Raw genomic sequence first — 22,220 nt, forward strand, 5'->3', positions numbered from 1 at the left:
GTGTAGCGAAATCATTCCACTGTAGCGCTTTCAGTACAGATGAAGGTCGTTTTTGGCGTCGACGAGCCCTGTGGGCTGGCTTGCCAGCGATGAGGCTCTAAAACCTTGCTTCGACCACAAGGACGCCATCGCCGGCAAGCCGGCTCCTGCAGGTCGGCGTATCACCGCAAAATACTGTGGCTGCCGCGTCCTGTGTGGGAGCTGGCTTGCCAGCGATGAGGTCCTCGAGCCTTGCACCAGCCATGAGGACGCCATCGCCGGCAAGCCGGGCTCCTACAAGGTTCTTTGGTGCCTTGGGGGGCGTGGTTTGTCAGGGCTTGCCGGGAATGCCGTATTTGCGCAGCCGATGGGCAATGGCCGTATGGGAGGTCTGCAGGCGGCTGGCCAATTGCCGGGTCGAGGGGTACTGCTGGTAGAGCTTTTCCAGCAGGGTCCTCTCGAAATCCTCCACCGCCTGTTCCAGGCTGTCGATCTCGGGATCGCTCTGGCGTGCCACGGAGGTTCCGGCGATATCCAGGTCACCGATGTCGACCACGCTGCTTTCGCAGATCGCCGCCGCCCGGAAAATTACGTTCTGCAACTGCCGCACATTACCCGGCCAGCGGTTGTCCAGCAGCGCCGGGTAGGTTCCGGGCGCCAACCGGCAGACCGGGCGCTGGATCTGCGTGCAGGCCTGCTGCATGAAGTAGCGCGCCAGCAGCAGGATGTCCTGGCCGCGTTCACGCAGTGGCGGAACCTCGACGTTGAGCACGTTCAGCCGGTAGAACAAGTCTTCGCGAAAGCTGCCCTCACTGACCATCTTCTCCAGGTTGCGGTGGGTGGCGCTGAGTATCCGCACATTGACCTTGACCTCGCGATCCCCGCCGACGCGGCGGAAGCTGCCGTCATTGAGAAAACGCAGCAACTTGGCTTGCAGGTACGGCGACATTTCGCCGATTTCATCGAGAAACACCGTGCCCTGGTTCGCCAGCTCCATCAGCCCCGGCTTACCGCCGCGCTGGGCGCCGGTAAAGGCCCCGGGGGCGTAGCCGAACAGTTCGCTTTCGGCGAGGTTCTCCGGCAGGGCCGCGCAGTTCAGGGCCAGGAACGGTGCGCCATGGCGCGTACTGATGGCATGGCAGGCGCGCGCCACCAGTTCCTTGCCGGTGCCGGTTTCACCCTGGATCAGCAGCGGTGCGTCGAGGGCCGCAACCCGTTGGGCACGAGTCTTGAGGGTGCGGATCGCCGGGGACTCGCCGAGCAGCGCATCGAAACCTTCGGCATGGTCGTGGTGCAGGGCCGACAGGCGCTCACCGATGCGGCTCGGTTGATAGAGGGTCAGCAGCGCGCCGGCATCGGTGATCGGCGTGGCGTCCAGCAGCAGGGTCTGGCCGTTGACGGTGATTTCCCGCAGTGGCAGGCGAAAACCATTTTCCAGCAAGCTGTCCAGGAGCTTGGGATCGGCAAAGAGTTCGGCGACGCTTTCGCCGGCTGGCTCGCGACCGTACAGGGCGATCAGTGCCGGGTTGGCCAGCAGCACATGGCCGGCACTGTCCAGGGCCAGCACCGGGTCGGTCATGGCCGCGAGCAGGGCGTCGAGTTGCAGGTGTCGACGCTGTCCCGGCAGGATGTCGACCACCGTTACCGCCTGTACGCCACGGACGCTGAACAGGGCGTCGCGCAACTCCTCCAGCACTTGCGGGCTGAGGGTCGGGGCGTCGATATAGACATTGGGCGGAACCATCTCCACCGCATCCAGGTTGAGATTGCGACCACCGAGCAGGGCCAGGACTTCCTGGGTGATGCCGACGCGGTCGATGAAGCTGACATGGATACGCATGGGGCGATTCGGTGTTCCGGGCGCGAGGGCGGCAATTATGCCTTGGCGTGGGGTGTTACTCCAAATGCTCGGGTTTCACTGGGTCGCCGGATTTGGCGTGGAGTTGCGCGCGCACGTCTTCGAACATCCGGTCGTAGTGGCCGTGCATGGTGCGCAGATCGACGTTTTTCGGTATGCCGTGCTTCACCGCGATGTGGAAGGCTTCGCTGGCGAAGTTGAAAGCCAGGTCCTTGGGCAGCGTGAAAGTCTCCTCGAAGGCTTTGTGGTTGATGTCGCCGTGCAGGGTGAACTGCATGGACGTGCCTTCCTTCGGATCCTGCACCACCTCATAGTCGATCTTTAGGTCGTAACTGAAATCCCCGGGTTGCAAGGCCGCGCGCTGGATATGCAGGTGACCGGGTTCGAACGTGGCCATGGTGTTCTCCTTCAAGGCATGGAGTAGGGCAGACCGCTGGCCTGCCCGATGGTTCTTATGAATAGGTGATGCCGGGTTTTGCCGTGCTGATCCGCGTCCCTGCCTTACCTTGGACTATCGCCTCGATATCCGCCAGTGAACCGATCACCGCGACCTTGCCGGTGTGCCGGGCGAACTCGCAGGCGGCCTGGACTTTCGGGCCCATGGAGCCGGCGGCGAAACCGAGTTTTTCGAGATCGTCGGGGTGGGCCTGGAGAATGGCTTTCTGGGACGGCTGGCCCCAGTCGACAAAAGCCGCATTGACGTCGGTGGCGATCACCAGCAGGTCGGCGTCCAGCTGTTCGGCCAGCAGCGCCGAGCACAGGTCCTTGTCGATCACCGCTTCGATGCCCTTGAGCTTGCCGTCCTCGCCGTACATCGTCGGGATGCCGCCACCGCCGGCACAGATCACGATGCTGCCCTTGTCCAGCAGCCATTTGATCGGGCGAATCTCGAAGATGCGCTTGGGTTTGGGGCTGGCGACCACGCGGCGGAACTTATCGCCGTCCGGGGCGATGCTCCAGCCTTTTTCGGCGGCCAGCTGTTCCGCTTCGGCCTTGGTATACACCGGACCGATGGGCTTGCTCGGGTGTTGGAAAGCCGGGTCCTTGGGGTCGACTTCGACCTGGGTGAGCAAGGTGGCGAAGGGCACCTCGAAGTCCAGCACGTTGCCTAGTTCCTGTTCGATGATGTAGCCGATCATGCCTTCGGTTTCGGCGCCGAGCACGTCCAGTGGGTACGGCGAGACCTGGGTGTAGGCGGCGGCCTGCAACGACAGCAGACCGACCTGCGGGCCATTGCCGTGAGCGATGACCAACTGGTTGCCGGAGTAGATTTTGGCCATCTGTTCGGTAGCGATTCGGATATTGGCGCGTTGATTGTCCGCGGTCATGGGTTCACCACGACGCAGGAGGGCGTTACCGCCCAGGGCGACGACGATACGCATAAGTACTGTCCTTCCAGAGGTTGCATGAGTCCTCCGGTAGGAGCGAGCTTGCTCGCGATGGAGGTCAACGATAACGCGGGGCATCAGGTACAACACGGCGCCCGTGCGTTTATCGCGAGCAAGCTCGCTCCTACAAGGGGGGAGCGCCGGTCTTAGATATCCGCCAGTGCCGAGACCAGAATCGCTTTGATCGTGTGCATGCGGTTTTCCGCCTGCTCGAAGGCGATATTGGCCGGCGACTCGAACACCTCCTCGGTTACTTCAACCCCATTGGCCAGGTGCGGGTAACGCGCCGCGATATCCTTGCCGACCTTGGTTTCGCTGTTATGGAACGCCGGCAGGCAATGCATGAATTTGACCCGGGGATTGCCCGCGGCTTTCATCATTTTCGCATTGACCTGATACGGCATCAGTTGCTCGATGCGCTCGTCCCAGGCTTCCACTGGCTCACCCATGGACACCCAGATATCGGTGTGGATGAAGTCCACGCCCTTGACCGCTTCCTGCGGGTCTTCGGTGATGGTGATGCGCGCGCCGCTTTCCTCGGCAAAGGCCTTGCACTGGGCGATGAAGTCTGCATGGGGCCACAGCGCCTTCGGCGCGCCGATGCGCACGTCCATGCCGAGCTTGGCGCCGATCATCAGCAGCGAGTTGCCCATGTTGTAGCGCGCATCACCGAGATAGGCGTAGCTGATGTCATGCAGCGGCTTGTCGCTGTGCTCGCGCATGGTTAGGGTGTCGGCGATCATCTGGGTCGGGTGGAATTCGGCGGTCAGGCCGTTGAACACCGGCACGCCGGCGAACTTGGCCAGTTCTTCGACGATCTCCTGTTCGAAGCCGCGGTATTCGATGGCGTCGAACATCCGTCCGAGTACGCGGGCGGTGTCCTTCATGCTTTCCTTGTGGCCGATCTGCGACGACACCGGATCGATATAGGTGACGTGGGCGCCCTGGTCATGGGCCGCGACTTCGAAGGCGCAACGGGTGCGGGTCGAGGTCTTTTCGAAGATCAGCGCGATGTTCTTGCCTTTGAGGTGCTGCTGCTCGGTGCCGGTGTACTTGGCGCGCTTGAGGTCGCGGGACAGGTCGAGCAGGTAGTGCAGCTCGCGGTTGGTGTGGTGCATCAAGCTCAGCAAGCTGCGGTTGCGCATATTAAAAGCCATTTGTGGATCTCCTCGGGTATGGGTTATCCGCCTGTCCGGCCATGGCCCTTCGTGGGGGCAAGGGCAGGTGTTGAATATCGGTTAGTAATCGATCGGGTCGCGAATGATCGGGCAGGTCATGCAGTGGCCGCCGCCGCGACCACGGCCCAGTTCGCCGGCGCTGATGGTGATGACTTCCACGCCGGCCTTGCGCAGCAGGGTGTTGGTGTAGGTGTTGCGGTCATAGCCGATCACCACACCGGGTTCCACGGCCACCACGTTGTTGCCGTCGTCCCACTGTTCGCGTTCGGCGGCGAAGCTGTTGCCGCCGGTTTCCACCACGCGCAGGGCCTTGAGGTTGAGGGCCTTGGCGACGGTGTCGAGGAAGTTGCTTTCTTCCCGGCGCACGTCGATGCCGCCGGGCTTGCTGTCGTCAGGGCGCAGGGTGAAGGCGACGATCTGGTTCACCACTTCCGGGAAGATGGTCACCAGGTCGCGGTCGCAGAAGCTGAACACGGTGTCCAGGTGCATGGCCGCCCGGGACTTCGGCAAGCCGGCGACGATCACCCGTTCCACCGCGTTGTGCTTGAACAGGTTCAGCGCCAACTGACCGATGGCTTGGCGCGAGGAGCGCTCGCCCATGCCGATCAGCACCACGCCGTTGCCCAAGGGCATCACGTCGCCGCCTTCGAGGGTGGCGTTACCGTGTTCCTGGTCCGGGTCGCCGTACCAGACCTGGAAGTCGGCATTGACGAATTCCGGGTGGAACTTGTAGATGGCACTGGCCAGCAGGGTTTCCTGGCGTCGCGCCGGCCAGTACATCGGGTTGAGGGTCACACCGCCAAAGATCCAGCAGGTTGTATCGCGGGTGAACTGGGTATTGGGCAGCGGCGGCAGGATAAAGCTGGAGTGGCCGAGGAAGTCGCGGAACATCGAGAGGGTCTTGCCACCGAAGCTGCTCGGCAGGTCATCGGCCGAAACGCCGCCGATCAGGAACTCGGCGATCTTGCGTGGCTCCAGGCTGCGCAACCACGAGTCGACCTCGTGGACCAGCCCGAGGCCGACCTGGTTGGCGGTGATCTTGCGTTCGAGGATCCAGTCCAGGGCTTCCTTCTGGCCGACGATATCGGTCAGCAGGTTGTGCATTTCCAGCACATCGATATCGCGTTCGCGCATCTTGGTGACGAAATCGAAGTGATCGCGCTTGGCCTGGGCCACCCAGAGCACATCGTCGAACAGCAGTTCGTCGCAGTTGTTCGGGGTCAGTCGCTGGTGCGCCAGGCCCGGTGAGCAGACCAGCACCTTGCGCAGTTTGCCGGCTTCGGAATGAACGCCGTACTTCACTTTTTCCGTGGTCATTGCAGATCCTCCAGGGAACGAACAAACAGGCTGTTACAGGGTCAGGAAGCCGTCGTACAGGCCGTAGGCCGCCACCAGGGCGCCTATGACCACAGCAGCGAAAATCAGCTTCTCGACAGCGGTGAAAATCGGTTTGCCCAGCTCGCGCTTGGCCTTGGCGAACAGAATCACGCCGGGGGCGTAGAGCAGGGCGGACAGCAGCAGGTACTTGATGCCGCCGGCGTACAACAGCCAGATCGCGTAGATCAGGGCGATGGCGCCGATAAGCAGGTCTTTGCGGCGCTCGCCCGGGGCCTGTTCATAACTTTCGCCGCGTACCGCCAGCAGCACGGCATAAGCCGCCGACCACAGGTAGGGCACCAGGATCATCGAGGTGGCGAGGTAGATCAGCGACAGGTAGGTGCTGGCGGAAAACAGCGTGATGATCAGGAAGATCTGCACCATGGCGTTGGTCAGCCAGAGGGCGTTGGCCGGCACCTGGTTGGCGTTTTCGCGACGCAGGAACTCCGGCATGGTGTGGTCCCTGGCGGCGGCGAACATGATCTCCGCGCACAGCAGCACCCAGGACAGCAGGGCGCCGAGCAGCGAGATGATCAGGCCGACGCTGATCAGCACCGCGCCCCAATGACCGACCACGTGTTCGAGCACCGCGGCCATGGACGGGTTCTGCAGTTTCGCCAGTTCCGGCTGGGTCATGATCCCCAGGGACAGGACGTTGACCAGTACCAGGAACAGCAGCACGGTGATAAAGCCGATGACCGTGGCCTTGCCCACGTCCGAGCGTTTTTCCGCGCGGGCGGAGAAGATGCTCGCGCCCTCGATGCCGATAAACACCCAGACGGTGACCAGCATCATGTTGCGCACTTGGTTCATCACACTACCGAGGCTCGGACTCTTCACGCCCCAGATGTCGGCGGTGAAGATATCCAGCTTGAAGGCGAACAGTGCGATCAGCACGAACAGTACGAGTGGTACCACCTTGGCGACGGTGGTGACCAGGTTGATGAAAGCCGCTTCCTTGATGCCGCGCAGGACCAGCCAGTGCACGGCCCAGAGCAGCAGCGAAGCGCTGACTACCGCGGCGCCGGTATTGCCTTCGCCAAACACCGGGAAGAAGTAACCCAGGGTGCTGAACAGCAAGACGAAGTAGCCGACGTTGCCCAGCCAGGCACTGATCCAGTAGCCCCAGGCGGACGAGAAACCCATGTAATCGCCGAAACCGGCCTTGGCGTAGGCGTAGACCCCACCGTCCAGGTCCGGTTTGCGATTGGCCAGGGTCTGGAACACGAAGGCCAGGGTCAGCATGCCCACGGCGGTAATCGCCCAGCCAATCAGTATGGCGCCGACATCGGCACTGGCGGCCATATTTTGCGGCAGGGAAAAGATCCCGCCGCCGATCATTGAACCCACCACAAGAGCGACCAGTGCGCCTAATCGCAGTTTTCCGGGTGATTCAGACATTGCATGACTCCAATCCATGGGAATTGAGGTCATAGGGTAGGTCAGAGGCAAAATCAAAAAATGATATAGATCAGATCATTGGCACATTCCATTGTTTATGAACGATTTGAGGGGCTGGCGAGGAGACAACGAGAGGCGCCTTGAAATGGCCGTCCCAGAGCTGTCGTGCTGGTTTTTAGGCGCGGTGTTGCGTATTGCCGGGGAGGTTTTAACTAGCCAAACCTGTGGATTGTGCAAATGTCCGGCGGCGCTTTTTAAACGCATTTTATGGATTGGGAATGGGGTACGAAATGATGGAGGCAAGTAGGTTTTATAGGCGCTATCGATCTTAAGCGCCTATCTTTTTCATGCCTGTTGAATAGACGAAACGACACGCCGGATAATTAATCAAGTGAACAGCTGTTCTCTTGTTAAATATTGAAACAATTAACCGGCAGGCGATATTGATCTCACCACCACTGTGGCGGATGAGCGCCCAGTTTCGTCGCCCCCAAAGCCCACTGCAACGGCACCGCCCCGACCTTCAGCGGTGACAGCAAGCGTTGCGCCGGACCCCAGGAGGTCTGTTCCAGCACCGGGTTCCAGTCTTGCGCTCCAGCAGGCGACAGCGCTTCGGTGCCATTGACCGTTCCCTGTTCCAGCAGCAACTTCGCCGTACGGGCCAGCGACAAACGCGCCGAGCCCCCCAGCCCGCTGTGCAGGCGCGCGGTCAGCGCACGGATCGCCGCGGCCGCCATCAGGTAGCCGGTAGCATGGTCCAGCGCCTGCACCGGCAGCGGGACAGGCTTGTCCGTCTGTTTCCAGAGCATGCCGGCCTGGGCGATGCCGCTGCTCATCTGTACCAGGCTGTCGAAGCCCCGGCGATTGCGCCACGGGCCGCTCCAGCCATAGGCATTGAGGCTCACGTCGATCAGGCCGGGGGCCAGGCGCTGGCGGCGCCGGGCATCGTAGCCAAGTCCGTCCAGGGCATCGGCGCGGTAGCCGTGCAGGAGAATATCGGCCCCGCCGAGCAATCCTTCGAAGACCTCACGATCGGTGGTGTCATGCAGGTTGAGGCGGGCGCAGTGCTTACCCAGGGTGACATCCGGGGTCAGGGCGGGTTCGTCCCAGGTCGGCGGGTCGATGCGCAGCACCTCGGCGCCCAGTCCCGCCAGCAGGCGGCTGGCCACGGGGCCGGCGAGTACCCGGGTCAGGTCGAGGACCTTGATGCCCGCCAATGGGCGCGCCTGCGAGCCGAGCCAGGTCCGTGAACCGTGGCTGTCGCTCGTGGCCCGCTGGACCAGCGGTTCGGCATTCACCGCCAGCCCTTGGGGGTGTTTCTTCCAACTGGCCCATGAACGCATTTGCGCGGCGCAGCCTCCGGCCTCGACCACCGCCTGCTCCAATTCGCTGGCGGACCATTGGGCAACCTTGCTGGCCATGGCGTTGCGATCCGTGGCCAGTCCCAGGACGCGCTCGGCGGCGCGGCGATGATGCGGAGCGTTGGTGTGCAGGCGGATCCAGCCGTCGGCGCTGGCGTAGTCGCCGGCAATCGGCTCCCAGGGTGGCGGGATCTCCCAGCCCACTGGCTGCACGGCACTGCCGAACCAGAAGGAGGCCAGGCGTCGGTCGACTTCGACGGAGGGACGCAGTCCGCTCTGTTGCAGTAGCAGTTCGGCCACTGCCTGGCCGGCGGCGGCGAGGGTGGCAGCGGCCAGTTCGGTAACGGCGAAAGTCGAAGGTAGAGCGCCGCTACCGGTAAAAACCGGGGGCGAGAGGGGCAGGTCGAGCGCGGCTTGAATGGACGTCAGTAGATCGGTCATCGAAGGCTCTCCGTGAGAAGGGCCATTGCACCTGAAATACGGCCGATTGTCGATGTCGGGTGTGGCCTCCAGACCGTCAATATATTCTTGATCCTGGCCCTGCCATTCCGATCCATGCGGTCCTTGTAGGAGCCAGCAAGCCGGGGCCTACAAGTCGGGGTTTGCCGAAAAATGTCCCCCGCAGGAACTGAAAGGGGCTCAGGGTGCGTCGGATACGGCAAGCCGCTCCGGACGCGACCAGATCCACAGGTTGCCCAGGCTCATCCCGGCGATGGCCAGGTAGACCGGCCAACCCGGTTCGAGCATCACCAGCATCAGCGTGGCGCAGAGCAGCATGCTCAGGGTGGCGCTGACCTTGGCCCGGCGGGCGATGATCTTGCCGTTGCGCCAGTTGCTCAGGATCGGGCCGAACAGCCGATGGTTTTCCAGCCAGGCACTCAGGCGCGGTGAACTCTTGGTGGCGGCCCAGGCGGCGAGCAGGATGAACTCGGTGGTCGGTAGGCCCGGAATGACGATGGCGATCAGACCGATGCCCAGGCTGACGTAGGCGAGCAGGCCAAAGAGCACGCGGGCGAGTTTGGAAGAGGAGGGTTTTGGTTGGGTCATGGCGTCAATTGTGCGGCGATGGAGTGAACGGCTCAAGCCCCGGATCCTTTTGTTGCCTGTGCAAGGAGGCGTACGCAAGATTAGGGAGCGATGCGTAACTTGTAGGAGCGAGCTTGCTCGCGATGGCCTGAAGAGCGCTGCTGTGTTTCAGGTATCCCGCGTCATTGTTGACGTCCATCGCGAGCAAGCTCGCGCCTACTCAGGCCAGTTCTGGTGCCGTGGCGTAAGCCTGTTCCAGCAACACGGTAAAGCGCTCGAACGCATCAATCGCGCCTTTCTCCGCTGCCGCTTCTTCTGCGGCGCTCAGCTCCAGACCGTCGAGGGTCCTGGTAAAACGCTTCCAGCCTTCGGCGCGGCCGCCGGCCGGTTCGCCCAAGTGGCGGGCACCGAAGGTTTCGCTGAGGCCCAGGCCCACGGCGCGCTTGATCAGGAATGCGGCGCCGAGTTTCGAACCCTCGGAAACGAAGAGCCAGCCCAGGGCTTCGGCCTTGCTCGGGTGATGCACAGCACCGGCTACTGGCGCCGGTACTTCGGTGTCCAGGTCTGCCAGATCGGCCTTGGCGGCTTCAGCGCGGCAGCGTTCTGCCAGATCCGGCACGATGGCGATCAGTTCCGAATCGTTGTACAGCGCCACCAGCTCCGACTGGAACAGGTACTGGGCCACCACGAAACGGGCGAAACCCGGCTGGGTTTCGAACGGCGCATGGGCTTTGACCAACTGGTCGAGCTTGGTATGCGGCGCGTGGGTGATCTGGTTCAGGCGTTGCGAGCGCAGGCTCGGGCGCTGGGTGTTGTCCGGGGTGGTCATAAGCATGTCCTTGAGAATGAGAGGCGCTGTGTGACTAGACGAATCAGAAGACGCGCGACAGTAAAAAAACTTCACCCAGGCCCTGTGAAATACGGCCGGGTGAGGTTCAGTTCGATCAGATATCCCAGACCAGGTTGACCGAGAAGTTGCGTCCCGGCGCGGTCAGCCGCTCGAGGTTGGCCGGGTTCAGCACCCCGGCTTCGCCGACGCTGTCGTAGCCGCGTACGTCATCCCAGTTCCAGTACTTCTTGTCGGTCAGGTTGTAGAGACCGGCGTTGACGGTGACGTCGTGAGTGACCTTGTAATACCCGGTCAGGTCCAGCACGCCGTAGCCCGGGGTCTTGAACTGTTCGCCCTTGCCGTCTGGCGAGAAGAAGTTGCTGCTGTCGACCCTGTTCTTGCGTTGGACCAGCGTCCAGCTCAACAGGCCGCCGTAGCGGTCCTGGTCGTAGCCCAGCGCCATGACGGCAGTCAGCGGGTTGACGCTGTTGAGCGGCTGGCCGGTGTCGTTGTTACGAGCGTAGGCGTAGGCCAGGGAACCCTTGCTGTAGAGACCTTGCGCTGCACCGAAGGTGTCCAGGTTGAGGCGCCCCTTGAGCTCGGCGCCCTTGATGGTGGCGTGCTTGATGTTGTTGCTCTGGAAGGTCAGCTCGGTGTAGCCGGGGGCGATGGCATCTTCGTTGATGAAGTCGCGGTACTGGTTGTAGAACACCGCCAGGTCAAACGAGCCTGCGTCGAACTTGCCGCGCAGGCCGGTCTCATAGCTCTTGCTCTTTTCCGGTTGCAGGTTCGGGTTGGGGGCGACTTGGTAGCCGGTGTCCAGGTTCTGGAAGCGACCGTACAAGGCCTTGGCCGATGGGGTGCGGAAACCCTCGGCGTACTGGCCGTACCAGGTGTACTGGTCGTTCAGGGCGTAGGTCAGGCCGAACTTGGGCGAGATGCGATGCCAGGTCTTGTTGGAGCCATCAACGGCTCCGCCGCCCGCCGCGGCAATGGTATTGAGGAACTCCTGGGTGATATGTGGCTTGAGCTGGGCGTAGTCATAGCGCAGGCCCGGCAGGAAGGTCCAGCTGTTCCAACTGATCTGGTCCTGGGTGAACAGGCTGTAGCTGTCGAGGGTCGGGTCCGGGAAGTCGCTGGACTTGACCAGGCGGTCGGCCGGGCTGTCGGCGCCCACGGCGGTACAGCCCCGCCCCACGGCCAGGCAGGTGCCGGAGCCACTGCGCGAACCGGTGACTTGCTGTTGCTTGATCGTGGTGCCGTAGGTCAACAGGTGATCGGTCGTACCGATATTGAAGGCCTTGTCGGCCTGGGCATCGAAGACCCACTGCTGCTCTTCGTAGACCGTATCGCGGCTGCGCAGGACGTTACGGGTGAACGGGAAGTAGTTTTCCAGGGTGCTCTGGTCGGTTTTCGCGATCTGGTAGTTCAGGCTCAGCTTGACGTGATCGGCCACGGCGCTGTCCAGGCCGAAGCTGTTCTCGATGCCGAAACGTTCGCGACTGATGGTGTCGTTGCCGGTGCGCGAACGGTACATGCCCAACGGCTGGCCGACGTTGAACGGGCCGCCGACGGCGCTGCGCTGGTTGGTATCGACATCGTCTTTGTAGCGCTCGTAGGTCAGGCCCAGGCGCGAATCGTCGTTGTAGTTCCAGCCCAGTTTGGCCAGCACGTTGGTGGCACGAGCTTTCTCCGGGTTCGCCGCGGTGCGGTTCAGGCCGTTGCCGCCGGTATCGCCATAGGACTCGGTCTCACGCCCGTTGCGCTGGCTCAGGTGCAGCAAACCGTCGAAATCACCGCTGCGTCCGGCGACGGTGCCGGAGGTCAACCAGCTGTTATCGGCCGAGCTGTAGCCGCTTTTCAGGCGGGCGCCGACGTCCTGGCCCGGCTTGATGATGTCGTCCGGGTCGAGGGTGTAGTAGCTCACGGCGCCGCCGATGGCGTTGCTGCCGTAGAGCACCGAGGCCGGGCCGCGGAGGATCTCCACGCGCTTGATGATTTCCGGGTCGACGTAATTGCGCTGGGTGTTGGCGTAGGGTCCGTTGAAGAAACTGTCGGGAATCTCGACGCCGTCGACCTGGGTCAGGATCCGGTCGCCGTCGATACCGCGAATGTTGTAGTTGCTGATACCACCACCGCGCTGGCCGGTACCGCCGACCGAGACGCCGGGTTCGTCACGTACCAGTTGCTTGATGGTATTGACGTTCTGGCGGTCGAGTTGCTGGCGGTCCTTCACCGTTACGGTGTTGGGCACCGAGTTGATGTCCTGCTCCTGGCGGGTGGCGCTGATGGTCACCTGCTCCAGGTGCAGGGTGCTACCGCTGGCGTGCTTTTCCAGGACGATGCTGTTATCGCCGACTTTGCGGTAGCTCAGGTTGGTGCCGAGGAGCAGGCGCTCAAGGGCCTTTTCTGGCGGTAGGGCACCGCGCACGCCCGGCGAGGCCACGCCCTGGCCGAGTTCGGCGGGCAAACCGACTTGCCAGCCGGTGATTGAGGTGAAGGCGTTGAGTGCCGAGACCAGGGGTTGTTGCGCGATCGAGAAACTGTAGTTGCCCAGGCTCCGGGCCGGCTGTTCGGCGCTACCGGCGGCCAGCACTGGCGTGGCTTGTGCGCCGGCCAGCAGGATGGCCGCGGTCAGCCAGGACAAGGTGCGTAGTTGCAGGCCGCCGGTGCGGGGCTTGGAGGTGAAACGAATGGGCATCGATAGCGCTCCCGGGTGGACGAATCGTTATAGTTGCTACGCAATTCAAAATAAGAATCACTTGCATTTGCTATAACGAGACGAATCACCGAAGGCTATCGCGTAAAAATAATTATTCTCAGTTGAGAATCACCAGCGCCGGGTACTCCGAAACCTTGGCGGAAGTGATCTGGGCCAGGGCGCGGACCACGTCCAGAGGCTTGTCCAGGCGGTAGTTGCCGGTGACGGCGAGCTGGGCCAGGTGCTCGTTGTTGTTGACGATCCAGCCGGGGTAGTAGCGCCGCAGTTCGGCCAGTACCTGGCCCATCGGGCAGTTTTCGAACACCAACCGGCCCTGGACCCAGGCCAGGTCCTTCTGCGCATCGAGTTTTTCCGGACGCCCGAAACCATGGGGCCCGACCCGCACGCTGTTGCCGGCGGACAGGCGCAGGCGGGCGCTGTCGTCGAGGGTGCGCAGGTCGACCGCGCCGCGCTGGACCTGCACTTGTGCTTCGCCATCGAGGTAGCGCACGGCGAAGCTGGTATCGCTGACGCTGGCGCGGACTGGCCCGGCATCGATTTCCAGCGGCTGTTCGCGTTCGGCGGCGACCTCGAAAAACGCCTCGCCTTTGTACAGTCGGGCCTTGTGTTGGCGTCCGCTGAAGTTGCTGGAAAACGCCGAACGGGTATTGAGCAGGACTTTCGAGCCGTCCTCGAGTTGCAGGTGCTGGCGCTCGCCGGCCACGGTGAGGTGATCGGCTTGCAGGCGCAAGGGCAGGTCGCTATAGCTGCCGAGGGCGATCAGCAGCGCGGCGGCGCTGGCCAGGGGTTTCCAGTGTGGGCGCAGGCGCCGCAGCAGGGAAGGGCGCCGTTGCTGTTGCAGGACCTGGGCGACGGCGAACACCGGCTGCGCATTCCAGGCGCCGCTGGCGCGTGCATAGGCCTGGGTATGGCGCGGGTCGGCGGCGAGCCAAGTGTCGAAGGCGGCCTGCTGCTCGGCACTCGGGCACTCCATCAGGATCAGCCAGTCCAGTGCCTGATCCATGGCGGGGTCATGCGGCACCTGCCCGGAGGCGGGGCGGCGCAGGTCTTGACTGTCTGTCACGGGTGTTCCTCGGCAATCTTTGCCACGGTCTGGTTCAACAATCTTGTGATTTGGCGCGATCGCGCTGTAGGGCTTTTGAGCGGACTGTCCACGCTCTCAGGCGCCAGAGCTTAAGGGCGATCCAGGCCTTCGGCTACTCCGACACAGATCGCCATGATCAGCTTGAGCTCTTTTTGCACGGTGCTCAGGGACACGTCGAGCTGGTCGGCGATCGCCTGATAGCTGCGGCCGTGGAGGCGGTTGAGGATGAAAATCTGCTGCTGACGGGCACTCAACTGGCTGAGGCTGACACTCAGGCGCTTGAGCATTTGCTCGGCATGGGTGGCGTCTTCCGCGGTGCTCAGGGGCGCGGCAATATTTTGCATGACATCCAGCGGCACGTCGTCCATCAGCGTACGCGACTGGATACGCAGCGCCCGCAGGTGGTCCAGCGCCAGGTTTCGGGCGGTCTGGAAGACGAAGGGTTCGAGGTGATCCACCGAACGTTCGCTCAGGGCACGGGTGACCCGCAGGTAGGTTTCCTGCAGCAGGTCCTCGGCGGTGCTGGGATTGTTGACCATGCGCTGCAAGGTCCGCAGCAGCGTGACACGCTGGGCGAGGAAGACAGTATTGAAGTGGGACTGACTCACGGAAGCACCGGACCGATGGCAAGTTAATGATAATGCTTATCATCTGCCTTATTGGTCAAGTCCTAATGTGTTCCTTTCTCCTACGAAGCCGGAGGTATTCGATGAGTCAGGGCTGACGCCGACCTACTGTAGGAGCCGACTTGCTGGCGATGGCGTCCGGATGGACGATACACGATTAGCCGGTCGTTGGCATCGAGCCGAAACAATCAGGGCCGTTGCTCTTTTTGGATACGTCGCTGATAATGTTTCGCGAGGGCTCCTTAAAGAGCAGGGGTATTGAGCATCACGGCGACATCGGCTCAATACTGTGGATGTGCAAGGCTCGCCGGCCTTGTGGTAGCGGCAACCGGCAACAGTGGTTGGCTTCCGACCCCTTTCTCGTGGTGACACGGGGACGTGCTAAGCGAAGCGCTGCGACTACCAGCCCTCATTACTTTCTTGAAAAGGCGCTCATTTCAGAGCGCTTTTTTTGTTTTCAGAGTACCGACTTTCGTTGCGTGAGGACTACGGTGTAGTTTGTAGGCGGTCACCACCGAGTAGAAGTTGTTTCCCTCTGTGTCTAACTGTGGCGAAAGAATCACACATCCTTTTGCACCTTTCAGAATGGTCAGACGATAACCGTCTGCTGTGAGATAAAACTCACACAGAATTTGCGCGCCCGGTGAGCAGATACTCGCCACATATATTGCAACATCGTGAATGCTCTTGCATCCCCACTTGGGAAGCTCGTGCCCGTGGCCTTGCCAGATGTGATTGGCCCCGAAGCCTTTGTTTACGCCGACATGCTTTCCCACTCTGAGATAAATTTCGCCCGCCGGTAACGTGAGGTTTCGACTGCTATAGCCTGGAATAAAGCCGTAGCTTGGAAGGCCCGTCACGGGATGCGGTATGACGTCATCTTCGTGCAAGTTGCAGTAGTCGTGAAGGGGCTTGGGTGGTGAGGTCTGTGACAAGGGAGAGCATCCTTTGCATTGTGCTCCTGATTATGCACAAGCGAATAGGTGTTCAACCTGTTTGAAGTTTTAAGCAATAAAGTTTTTGTATTTCGATGCGCTTATTCAATATTCAGCCTAGTACTGCGGTATTTGGCTGGGGCAAAGATTTTAGCGAATTTTAAGTCATTATCTTTAGATGAGTGTGTAGGCTGTTTCTTCTTTCTATACTCAACTCATCAATATCTCGCCAGTAGATGAAATGGCTTGCAAAAAATCTCATGTTTCCTACATGTTTCAGCCGTGGGAGAATATTGCGTGCGCAAAAGGTGAACGCTAGAGTCTGGCTGTCGCTGCCAATTCAGCGATACGGGTTTTGCAGCCCGGAATAGCAAAGGCGCACAGCGCCGCGAAAGCGGCATTTGTGCTCGCTTCATGGCGGGCTGTGTGCAGGAGGCTTCGGCCTGCCGGTTCCTTTGCTCCGGTCTGCAAACCTGTGTACGGCTCGCCACCTTTCGTTTTGCAGCGTGGATGACGAGCTCCTTACCTAGCAAAGGAGTTTCACCATGACCAAGAAAATCACTCCCGATTCACCGAGCATTCGCAACGCTTCCAGCATGGCGGACAGAGATATGTACCTCCGTAAAGTCTCTGATGAGCCTTCAAATGAGTCTGAGCCGGCACCGGCAAATACGACCCGTTTGCTCGATACCCTCGCGTTCACCTGCTCCGGTTTCGCCTTCGTTGGACCAGCGATAGACCAAAACGAAAAAAGCCCGCCAAAGGCGGGCTTTCAACACTTTCGTATTTCCCCCAGCGAAATCAATGCTTGCAGCATTTGAACCCTGTCCGGGTGGCTGATGGGGTCAAATCTGTGAATCAGAGCAGTATGCAGGCGTCCGACATCGGAATCTTGGCGACGTCCCCCTTGCCCACGCACAGCAGGGTGACTTTGGCGCCTTTTTTCAGCGGAGCCAGTTTAGGGGCGTCTTCTTTTTCGAAAGCGAATTGCGGTTCCATGAACTGGTTCACACCACCGACCAGTGTCAGGTAAGGCGCACCCATGAAGTTGGTGCTGATATCGGCGACAGTGCCCGAGACTTTGAACTTTTTGCCTTTGAACTGTTGATCGGCAGCCACAGTGTTCTCGTTATAAGCTACTGCAATAGCCTTGGCCGTGACCGCGGGCATGGCCGCCACATCCTGCTTCGCCTTGTCTTGTGCTGCCTGTGCCTGAGCTTGATCGGCGGCGGCTTGTTGCGCATGTTTTTGTTCCAGAGCGGCGGCATCCGCCTGTTTTTGCTCTGGAGACTTCATGGCATTCGAGATGATTGAGATGGCTATCAGGCAGCCAAAAACGATACCGACCCATTTGAATAGCTTTTTCACGTCCTTCTCCCTACCCAGTAAGTGACTTCCATTAACGCTCCCGTGCCATAGCGTCAAACCGCTAAAGCAGCGGGATTCTCTCGGATACTCGGAGGCGAAGCAAGGCAGAGTGCCACCAATTGCTGTGGTCGAAGGGGGGAATATCTGACCCTGGGCAGTCATTCATTCGACTGAAGCTGATAGGTGGCAGTGAGTGTCACCTTCAGTCATGACGATGGATGATTCACCGCCGCTATCGCCAGCAAGCTGGCTCCTACAGTTTTGTGTTGTGTACAAAATTGTGGCACAGACGACGCACTGTAGGAGCAGGGCTGGCCCGTGAAGCATTTGGCGATCTTCACGGACGTCTACGCAGCGATGGGTCTCCTGGCGAGGTTCCACAACGGAGAGTGTCCAGCCTGCTGACTGGCGTTAACGCCGTGCCGCCAGATACGCCTCATAATCCGGTACCCGATACTTATGCGCCTGCTCCATCAACGGACTGCCGAGCAGGTAGTCGGCGGTGCACTCGTTGCAGGCCACGGGAATGTTCCACACCGCAGCGACCCGCAGCAATGCCTTGATATCCGGGTCGTGGGGCTGGGGTTCGAACGGGTCCCAGAAAAAAATCAGCATGTCGACCCGCTGCTCGGCAATACGGGCGCCCAATTGCTGGTCACCGCCCAACGGGCCGCTGATCATGCTTTCCACCGGCAGGCCCAGGCGCTTGTTCAGCAACAACCCCGTAGTGCCCGTGGCCACCAGCTCATGCTGGGCCAGACGGTCTTTCTGGCGCTCGGCCCAGTCCAGCAGAAACACTTTGCAGTGGTCGTGAGCCACCAGGGCGATGCGCTTGCGCGCCGCCATGGTGGTCTGGGTAAAACTGATCCCTATCATCGGTTCCTGTTCCACGCCTGTTCCTTGTTCCGTGTTGGTTTTTTACTCGGCGTTGCACAGCGCCAGGCAGTTATCCAGCATGCGGTTGGAGAAGCCCCACTCGTTGTCGTACCAGGCCAGGACCTTGAGCAGCTTGCCGCTGACCTTGGTGTGGTTGGCGTCGAAGATCGACGACAGCGGGTTGTGGTTGAAGTCGCTGGAAACCAGCGGCAGGGTGTTGTAACCCAGGATCTTCGAATGCCGGCTGGCTTCCTTGAGCAGGGCGTTGACTTCTTCAGCCGTGGCCTCGCGCTTGAGTTGCACGGTCAGGTCGACCAGGGACACGTTGATCACCGGCACGCGCACGGACATGCCGGTCAGCTTGCCCGCCAGTTCCGGAAGCACCAGGCCCACGGCTTCGGCGGCGCCGGTTTTGCTCGGGATCATGTTCTGGGTCGCCGAACGCGCGCGGTACGGGTCGGTGTGGTAGACGTCGGTCAGGTTCTGGTCATTGGTGTAGGCATGGATGGTGGTCATCAGGCCACTTTCGATACCCAGCTCGCGGTGCAGCACCTGGGCCACCGGGGCCAGGCAGTTGGTGGTGCATGATGCGTTGGAAATGATCTGGTGCGATTGGCGCAGGATGTCATGGTTGACCCCGTACACCACGGTGGCATCGGCGCCTTTGGCCGGCGCGGAAATAATCACTTTGCGGGCGCCGGCAGTCAGGTGCGCGGCAGCCTTGGCACGGTCGGTGAACAGACCGGTGCATTCAAAAACCACGTCGATCTTCTCGGCGGCCCAGGGCAGTTCGGCCGGATTGCGGATCGCGCTGACGGAAATGCGATCGCCGTTGACGATCAGGCTTTCATTGTCATGTTCTACGCTGGCATCAAAAGTGCCGTGAACCGTGTCGTACTTGAGCAGGTGAGCATTGATGGCGCTGTCGCCCAGGTCGTTGATGGCGACGACCTGCAGGTCTTGACGGTAACCTTGGGTATAGAGTGCACGCAGTACGTTGCGGCCGATGCGGCCAAAACCGTTGATTGCGATTCGTAGAGTCATTTAGGGAAGCGCCTGTCATAGTTTTGTTGTTGGAATTACAAGATTATTCGCATAAAAATAGAAAACAAGCCTTTTTAGTGGCAATATTTTGTTTTATCTACAACGAGTGACCTGAATCAACAGGTCCAGATGATTGAAAAGCCCCGTCGTACGAGGCTTTCGATCAGCTTGGAACCACAGGTCGCCCTATCCGTTAGCCTGGAGTTCTACACATGCATCCCCGCGTTCTTGAGGTCACCGAACGGCTTGTCGCCCGCAGCCACGCCACTCGCCAGGCGTATCTGGCACTGATTCGCGGTGCCGCCAGTGATGGCCCGATGCGCGGCAAGCTGCAATGCGCGAACTTTGCCCATGGCGTGGCCGGCTGCGGCAGCGACGACAAGCAGAACCTGCGCCTGATGAACGCCGCCAACGTGGCGATCGTTTCGTCCTATAACGACATGCTCTCCGCGCACCAGCCTTACGAAACCTATCCGGAACAGATCAAGCACGCCCTGCGCGAGATCGGCTCGGTCGGCCAGTTCGCTGGCGGTGTGCCGGCCATGTGCGATGGCGTGACCCAAGGTGAGCCGGGCATGGAGCTGGGCATCGCCAGCCGCGAAGTGATCGCGATGTCCACCGCCGTGGCCCTGTCGCACAACATGTTCGACGCGGCGATGATGCTTGGCATCTGCGACAAGATCGTGCCCGGCCTGTTGATGGGCGCCTTGCGCTTCGGTCACCTGCCGACCATCTTTGTGCCCGGCGGGCCGATGGTCTCGGGGATTTCCAACAAGGAAAAAGCCGATGTGCGCCAGCGCTATGCCGAAGGCAAGGCCAGCCGCGAGGAGCTGCTGGAGTCGGAGATGAAGTCCTACCACAGCCCCGGCACCTGCACCTTCTACGGCACCGCCAACACCAACCAGTTGCTGATGGAAGTCATGGGCCTGCACTTGCCGGGTTCGTCCTTCGTCAATCCGAATACCCCGCTGCGCGATGCCCTGACCCGCGAAGCGGCGCACCAGATCACCCGCCTGACCAAGCAGAGCGGCAGCTTCATGCCCCTGGGGGAGATTGTAGACGAGCGTTCGCTGGTCAACTCCATCGTTGCCCTGCACGCCACCGGCGGTTCCACCAACCACACTCTGCATATGCCGGCGATTGCCCAGGCGGCCGGTATCCAACTGACCTGGCAGGACATGGCCGACCTCTCCGAGGTGGTGCCGACCCTCTCCCATGTCTATCCGAACGGCAAGGCCGATATCAACCACTTCCAGGCGGCGGGTGGCATGGCCTTCCTGATTCGTGAACTGCTGGAAGCCGGCCTGTTGCACGAAGATGTGAATACCGTCGCCGGCCACGGCCTGAGCCGCTACACCCAGGAGCCGTTCTTGCTGGACGGCGAACTGGTCTGGCGCGACGGCCCGATCGAAAGCCTCGATGAACATATCCTGCGCCCCGTGGCCCGGGCCTTCTCTCCGGAAGGCGGCCTGCGGGTGATGGAAGGCAACCTTGGCCGCGGCGTGATGAAAGTTTCCGCCGTGGCCCTGGAGCACCAGATCGTCGAAGCCCCGGCGGTGGTGTTCCAGGACCAACAGGACCTGGCCGATGCATTCAAGGCCGGCTTGCTGGAGAAGGACTTTGTCGCGGTGATGCGCTTCCAGGGGCCGCGCTCCAACGGCATGCCGGAATTGCACAAGATGACCCCGTTCCTCGGCGTGTTGCAGGACCGTGGCTTCAAGGTCGCGCTGGTCACCGACGGTCGCATGTCCGGGGCCTCGGGCAAGATTCCGGCGGCCATCCATGTCTGCCCCGAAGCCCATGTCGGCGGCGCGCTGGCGCGGGTCCGTGATGGCGATGTGATCCGCGTGGACGGGGTCAAGGGCACCTTGCGGGTGCTGGTGGACGACGCCGAATTCGCCGCGCGCGAGCCCGTGGTCGGCCTGCTGGGTAATAATATCGGCTGTGGCCGCGAACTCTTCGGCTTCATGCGCATGGCCTTCAGCTCGGCGGAGCAGGGCGCCAGCGCGTTCACTTCGGCCCTGGAGCACCTTGAATGAAGTTGGCGTTGGTAGGCGACATTGGCGGCACCAATGCGCGTTTCGCGTTGTGGAAGGACAATGCCCTGGATTCGGTGAAGATCCTGGCAACTGTCGATCATGCCAGCCCCGAGGCGGCCATCAAGGTCTACCTCGACGGCCTGGGCCTGGCGCTGGGGGCGGTCGGCGCCGTGTGCCTGTCGGTGGCGGGCCCCGTGGGCGGCGACGAGTTTCGGTTCACCAATAACCACTGGCGGCTGAGCCGCCGGGCGTTCTGCGAAACCTTGCAGGTCGACGAGCTGTTGCTGGTCAACGACTTTTCCGCCATGGCCCTGGGCATGACCCGGCTGGAGCCGGGTGACTACCGGGTGGTCTGCGAAGGCACGCCGGAGCCGTTGCGTCCGGCGGTGGTGATCGGTCCCGGCACCGGCCTCGGCGTGGGTACTTTGTTACACCTGGGCGAGCAGCACTTCATGGCCTTGCCGGGGGAAGGTGGGCATGTCGACCTGCCCTTGAGCAGCCCACGTGAAACCCAGCTCTGGCAGCATATTCACAGTGAAATCGGCCATGTCAGCGCCGAGTCGGCGTTGAGCGGTGGCGGCTTGCCACGGGTATACCGGGCGATCTGCGCGGTGGACGGGCACGTGCCGGTGCTGGAAACCCCGGAGTCGATTACCGCGGCCGGTCTGGCGGGCGATCCGATTGCCCGGGAAGTGCTGGAGCAGTTCAGTTGCTGGCTGGGCCGGGTGGCGGGCAACAACGTGCTGACCACGGGCGGGCGCGGCGGGGTGTATATCGTCGGCGGGGTGATCCCGCGGTTTGCCGATTTTTTCATCAACAGCGGCTTTGCCAGGAGCTTTGCTGACAAAGGCTGCATGAGCGACTACTTCAAGGGCATCCCGGTGTGGCTGGTGACGGCCCCGTATTCCGGGCTGATTGGCGCGGGGGTGGCGTTGCAGCAGGCTTTTGAGCACACCCTGGTGTCGGCGAGTTAATAAGGCTTCAGGTAGACGCGATCTCAATTGTGGCGAGCGGGCAAGCCCGCTCGCCACAAGATCGTGCTCGGCTTCAGATTTTCTTGATTGACGGGTATTTGGGGCTTGCCCGCAAAGGCATTCCATTCCCCCAGGCAACACTGCTTCACGGCTTA

19 protein-coding genes are annotated in these 22,220 nt (G+C 61.4%); 3 read left to right on the top strand and 16 right to left on the bottom strand.

Features of this window, described 5'->3' with window-relative positions; translation table 11 throughout:
- Positions 1-310: 310 nt before the first annotated feature.
- The 13 genes from gcsR to AC07T0_RS17700 form a co-directional block, all read right to left on the bottom strand.
- Positions 311-1,819, bottom strand: a complete 1,509-nt coding sequence (gcsR, locus tag AC07T0_RS17640; protein ID WP_495002417.1) for a transcriptional regulator GcsR — start codon at positions 1,817-1,819, stop codon at positions 311-313.
- A gap of 55 nt (positions 1,820-1,874) precedes the next feature.
- Positions 1,875-2,234 carry a DUF5064 family protein gene (locus tag AC07T0_RS17645; RefSeq protein ID WP_495002418.1) on the bottom strand — a complete coding sequence of 120 codons (360 nt, stop codon included), beginning with the start codon at positions 2,232-2,234 and terminating at the stop codon, positions 1,875-1,877.
- A 55-nt stretch (positions 2,235-2,289) separates the two neighbouring features.
- On the bottom strand, positions 2,290-3,219 hold the full coding sequence (gene arcC / locus AC07T0_RS17650) for a carbamate kinase (protein WP_495002419.1): 930 nt from the start codon (positions 3,217-3,219) through the stop codon (positions 2,290-2,292).
- 152 nt (positions 3,220-3,371) lie between these two features.
- On the bottom strand, positions 3,372-4,382 hold the full coding sequence (locus AC07T0_RS17655) for an ornithine carbamoyltransferase (RefSeq protein ID WP_495002420.1): 1,011 nt from the start codon (positions 4,380-4,382) through the stop codon (positions 3,372-3,374).
- 81 nt (positions 4,383-4,463) lie between these two features.
- On the bottom strand, positions 4,464-5,720 hold the full coding sequence (gene arcA, locus AC07T0_RS17660; protein ID WP_495002421.1) for an arginine deiminase: 1,257 nt from the start codon (positions 5,718-5,720) through the stop codon (positions 4,464-4,466).
- 33 nt (positions 5,721-5,753) lie between these two features.
- Positions 5,754-7,181 carry an arginine-ornithine antiporter gene (arcD, locus tag AC07T0_RS17665; RefSeq protein WP_495002422.1) on the bottom strand — a complete coding sequence of 476 codons (1,428 nt, stop codon included), beginning with the start codon at positions 7,179-7,181 and terminating at the stop codon, positions 5,754-5,756.
- Between the two features lie 449 nt (positions 7,182-7,630).
- Positions 7,631-8,983: a CoA transferase gene (locus tag AC07T0_RS17670; RefSeq protein ID WP_495002423.1), complete on the bottom strand. Its 1,353-nt coding sequence runs from the start codon at positions 8,981-8,983 to the stop codon at positions 7,631-7,633.
- 198 nt (positions 8,984-9,181) lie between these two features.
- Positions 9,182-9,589 (bottom strand): YbaN family protein, encoded by a 408-nt coding sequence (locus AC07T0_RS17675; RefSeq protein WP_495002505.1) that lies wholly within the window; start codon positions 9,587-9,589, stop codon positions 9,182-9,184.
- 199 nt (positions 9,590-9,788) lie between these two features.
- Positions 9,789-10,397, bottom strand: a complete 609-nt coding sequence (locus AC07T0_RS17680) for a biliverdin-producing heme oxygenase (protein WP_495002424.1) — start codon at positions 10,395-10,397, stop codon at positions 9,789-9,791.
- Between the two features lie 115 nt (positions 10,398-10,512).
- Positions 10,513-13,098, bottom strand: a complete 2,586-nt coding sequence (locus tag AC07T0_RS17685) for a TonB-dependent receptor (protein ID WP_495002425.1) — start codon at positions 13,096-13,098, stop codon at positions 10,513-10,515.
- A 118-nt stretch (positions 13,099-13,216) separates the two neighbouring features.
- Complete coding sequence (locus AC07T0_RS17690; protein ID WP_495002426.1) at positions 13,217-14,182, bottom strand: FecR family protein; 966 nt, start codon at positions 14,180-14,182, stop codon at positions 13,217-13,219.
- 110 nt (positions 14,183-14,292) lie between these two features.
- Positions 14,293-14,811 (bottom strand): RNA polymerase sigma factor, encoded by a 519-nt coding sequence (locus tag AC07T0_RS17695; RefSeq protein WP_495002427.1) that lies wholly within the window; start codon positions 14,809-14,811, stop codon positions 14,293-14,295.
- A 455-nt stretch (positions 14,812-15,266) separates the two neighbouring features.
- Positions 15,267-15,719, bottom strand: coding sequence for a hypothetical protein (locus AC07T0_RS17700; protein WP_495002428.1), 453 nt, complete (start codon positions 15,717-15,719; stop codon positions 15,267-15,269).
- 590 nt (positions 15,720-16,309) lie between these two features.
- On the opposite strand from AC07T0_RS17700, the gene AC07T0_RS17705 reads away from it, so the two are divergent.
- Positions 16,310-16,585, top strand: coding sequence for a hypothetical protein (locus AC07T0_RS17705; protein WP_495002429.1), 276 nt, complete (start codon positions 16,310-16,312; stop codon positions 16,583-16,585).
- Between the two features lie 37 nt (positions 16,586-16,622).
- Here the strand turns inward: AC07T0_RS17705 and AC07T0_RS17710 are convergent, their stop codons facing one another.
- The 3 genes from AC07T0_RS17710 to gap all read right to left on the bottom strand — a co-directional run bounded on the left by AC07T0_RS17710 (position 16,623) and on the right by gap (position 19,052).
- The gene (locus AC07T0_RS17710) at positions 16,623-17,132 is read right to left on the bottom strand and encodes an OB-fold protein (RefSeq protein WP_495002430.1); all 510 of its coding nucleotides are present in this window, start codon (positions 17,130-17,132) and stop codon (positions 16,623-16,625) included.
- A 411-nt stretch (positions 17,133-17,543) separates the two neighbouring features.
- Positions 17,544-18,008 carry a methylglyoxal synthase gene (locus AC07T0_RS17715; RefSeq protein WP_495002506.1) on the bottom strand — a complete coding sequence of 155 codons (465 nt, stop codon included), beginning with the start codon at positions 18,006-18,008 and terminating at the stop codon, positions 17,544-17,546.
- A gap of 42 nt (positions 18,009-18,050) precedes the next feature.
- Positions 18,051-19,052 carry a type I glyceraldehyde-3-phosphate dehydrogenase gene (gene gap / locus AC07T0_RS17720; protein WP_495002431.1) on the bottom strand — a complete coding sequence of 334 codons (1,002 nt, stop codon included), beginning with the start codon at positions 19,050-19,052 and terminating at the stop codon, positions 18,051-18,053.
- Positions 19,053-19,264: 212 nt separating this feature from the next.
- Between gap and edd the strand changes: the two genes are divergently transcribed.
- Positions 19,265-21,091 (top strand): phosphogluconate dehydratase, encoded by a 1,827-nt coding sequence (gene edd, locus AC07T0_RS17725; RefSeq protein WP_495002432.1) that lies wholly within the window; start codon positions 19,265-19,267, stop codon positions 21,089-21,091.
- Positions 21,088-22,065, top strand: coding sequence for a glucokinase (locus AC07T0_RS17730; RefSeq protein WP_495002433.1), 978 nt, complete (start codon positions 21,088-21,090; stop codon positions 22,063-22,065). Before edd ends, AC07T0_RS17730 begins: the two co-directional genes overlap by 4 nt.
- The last annotated feature ends 155 nt before the right edge of the window (positions 22,066-22,220 follow it).

The organism is Pseudomonas sp. GW821-FHT04D07, assembly GCF_059420225.1.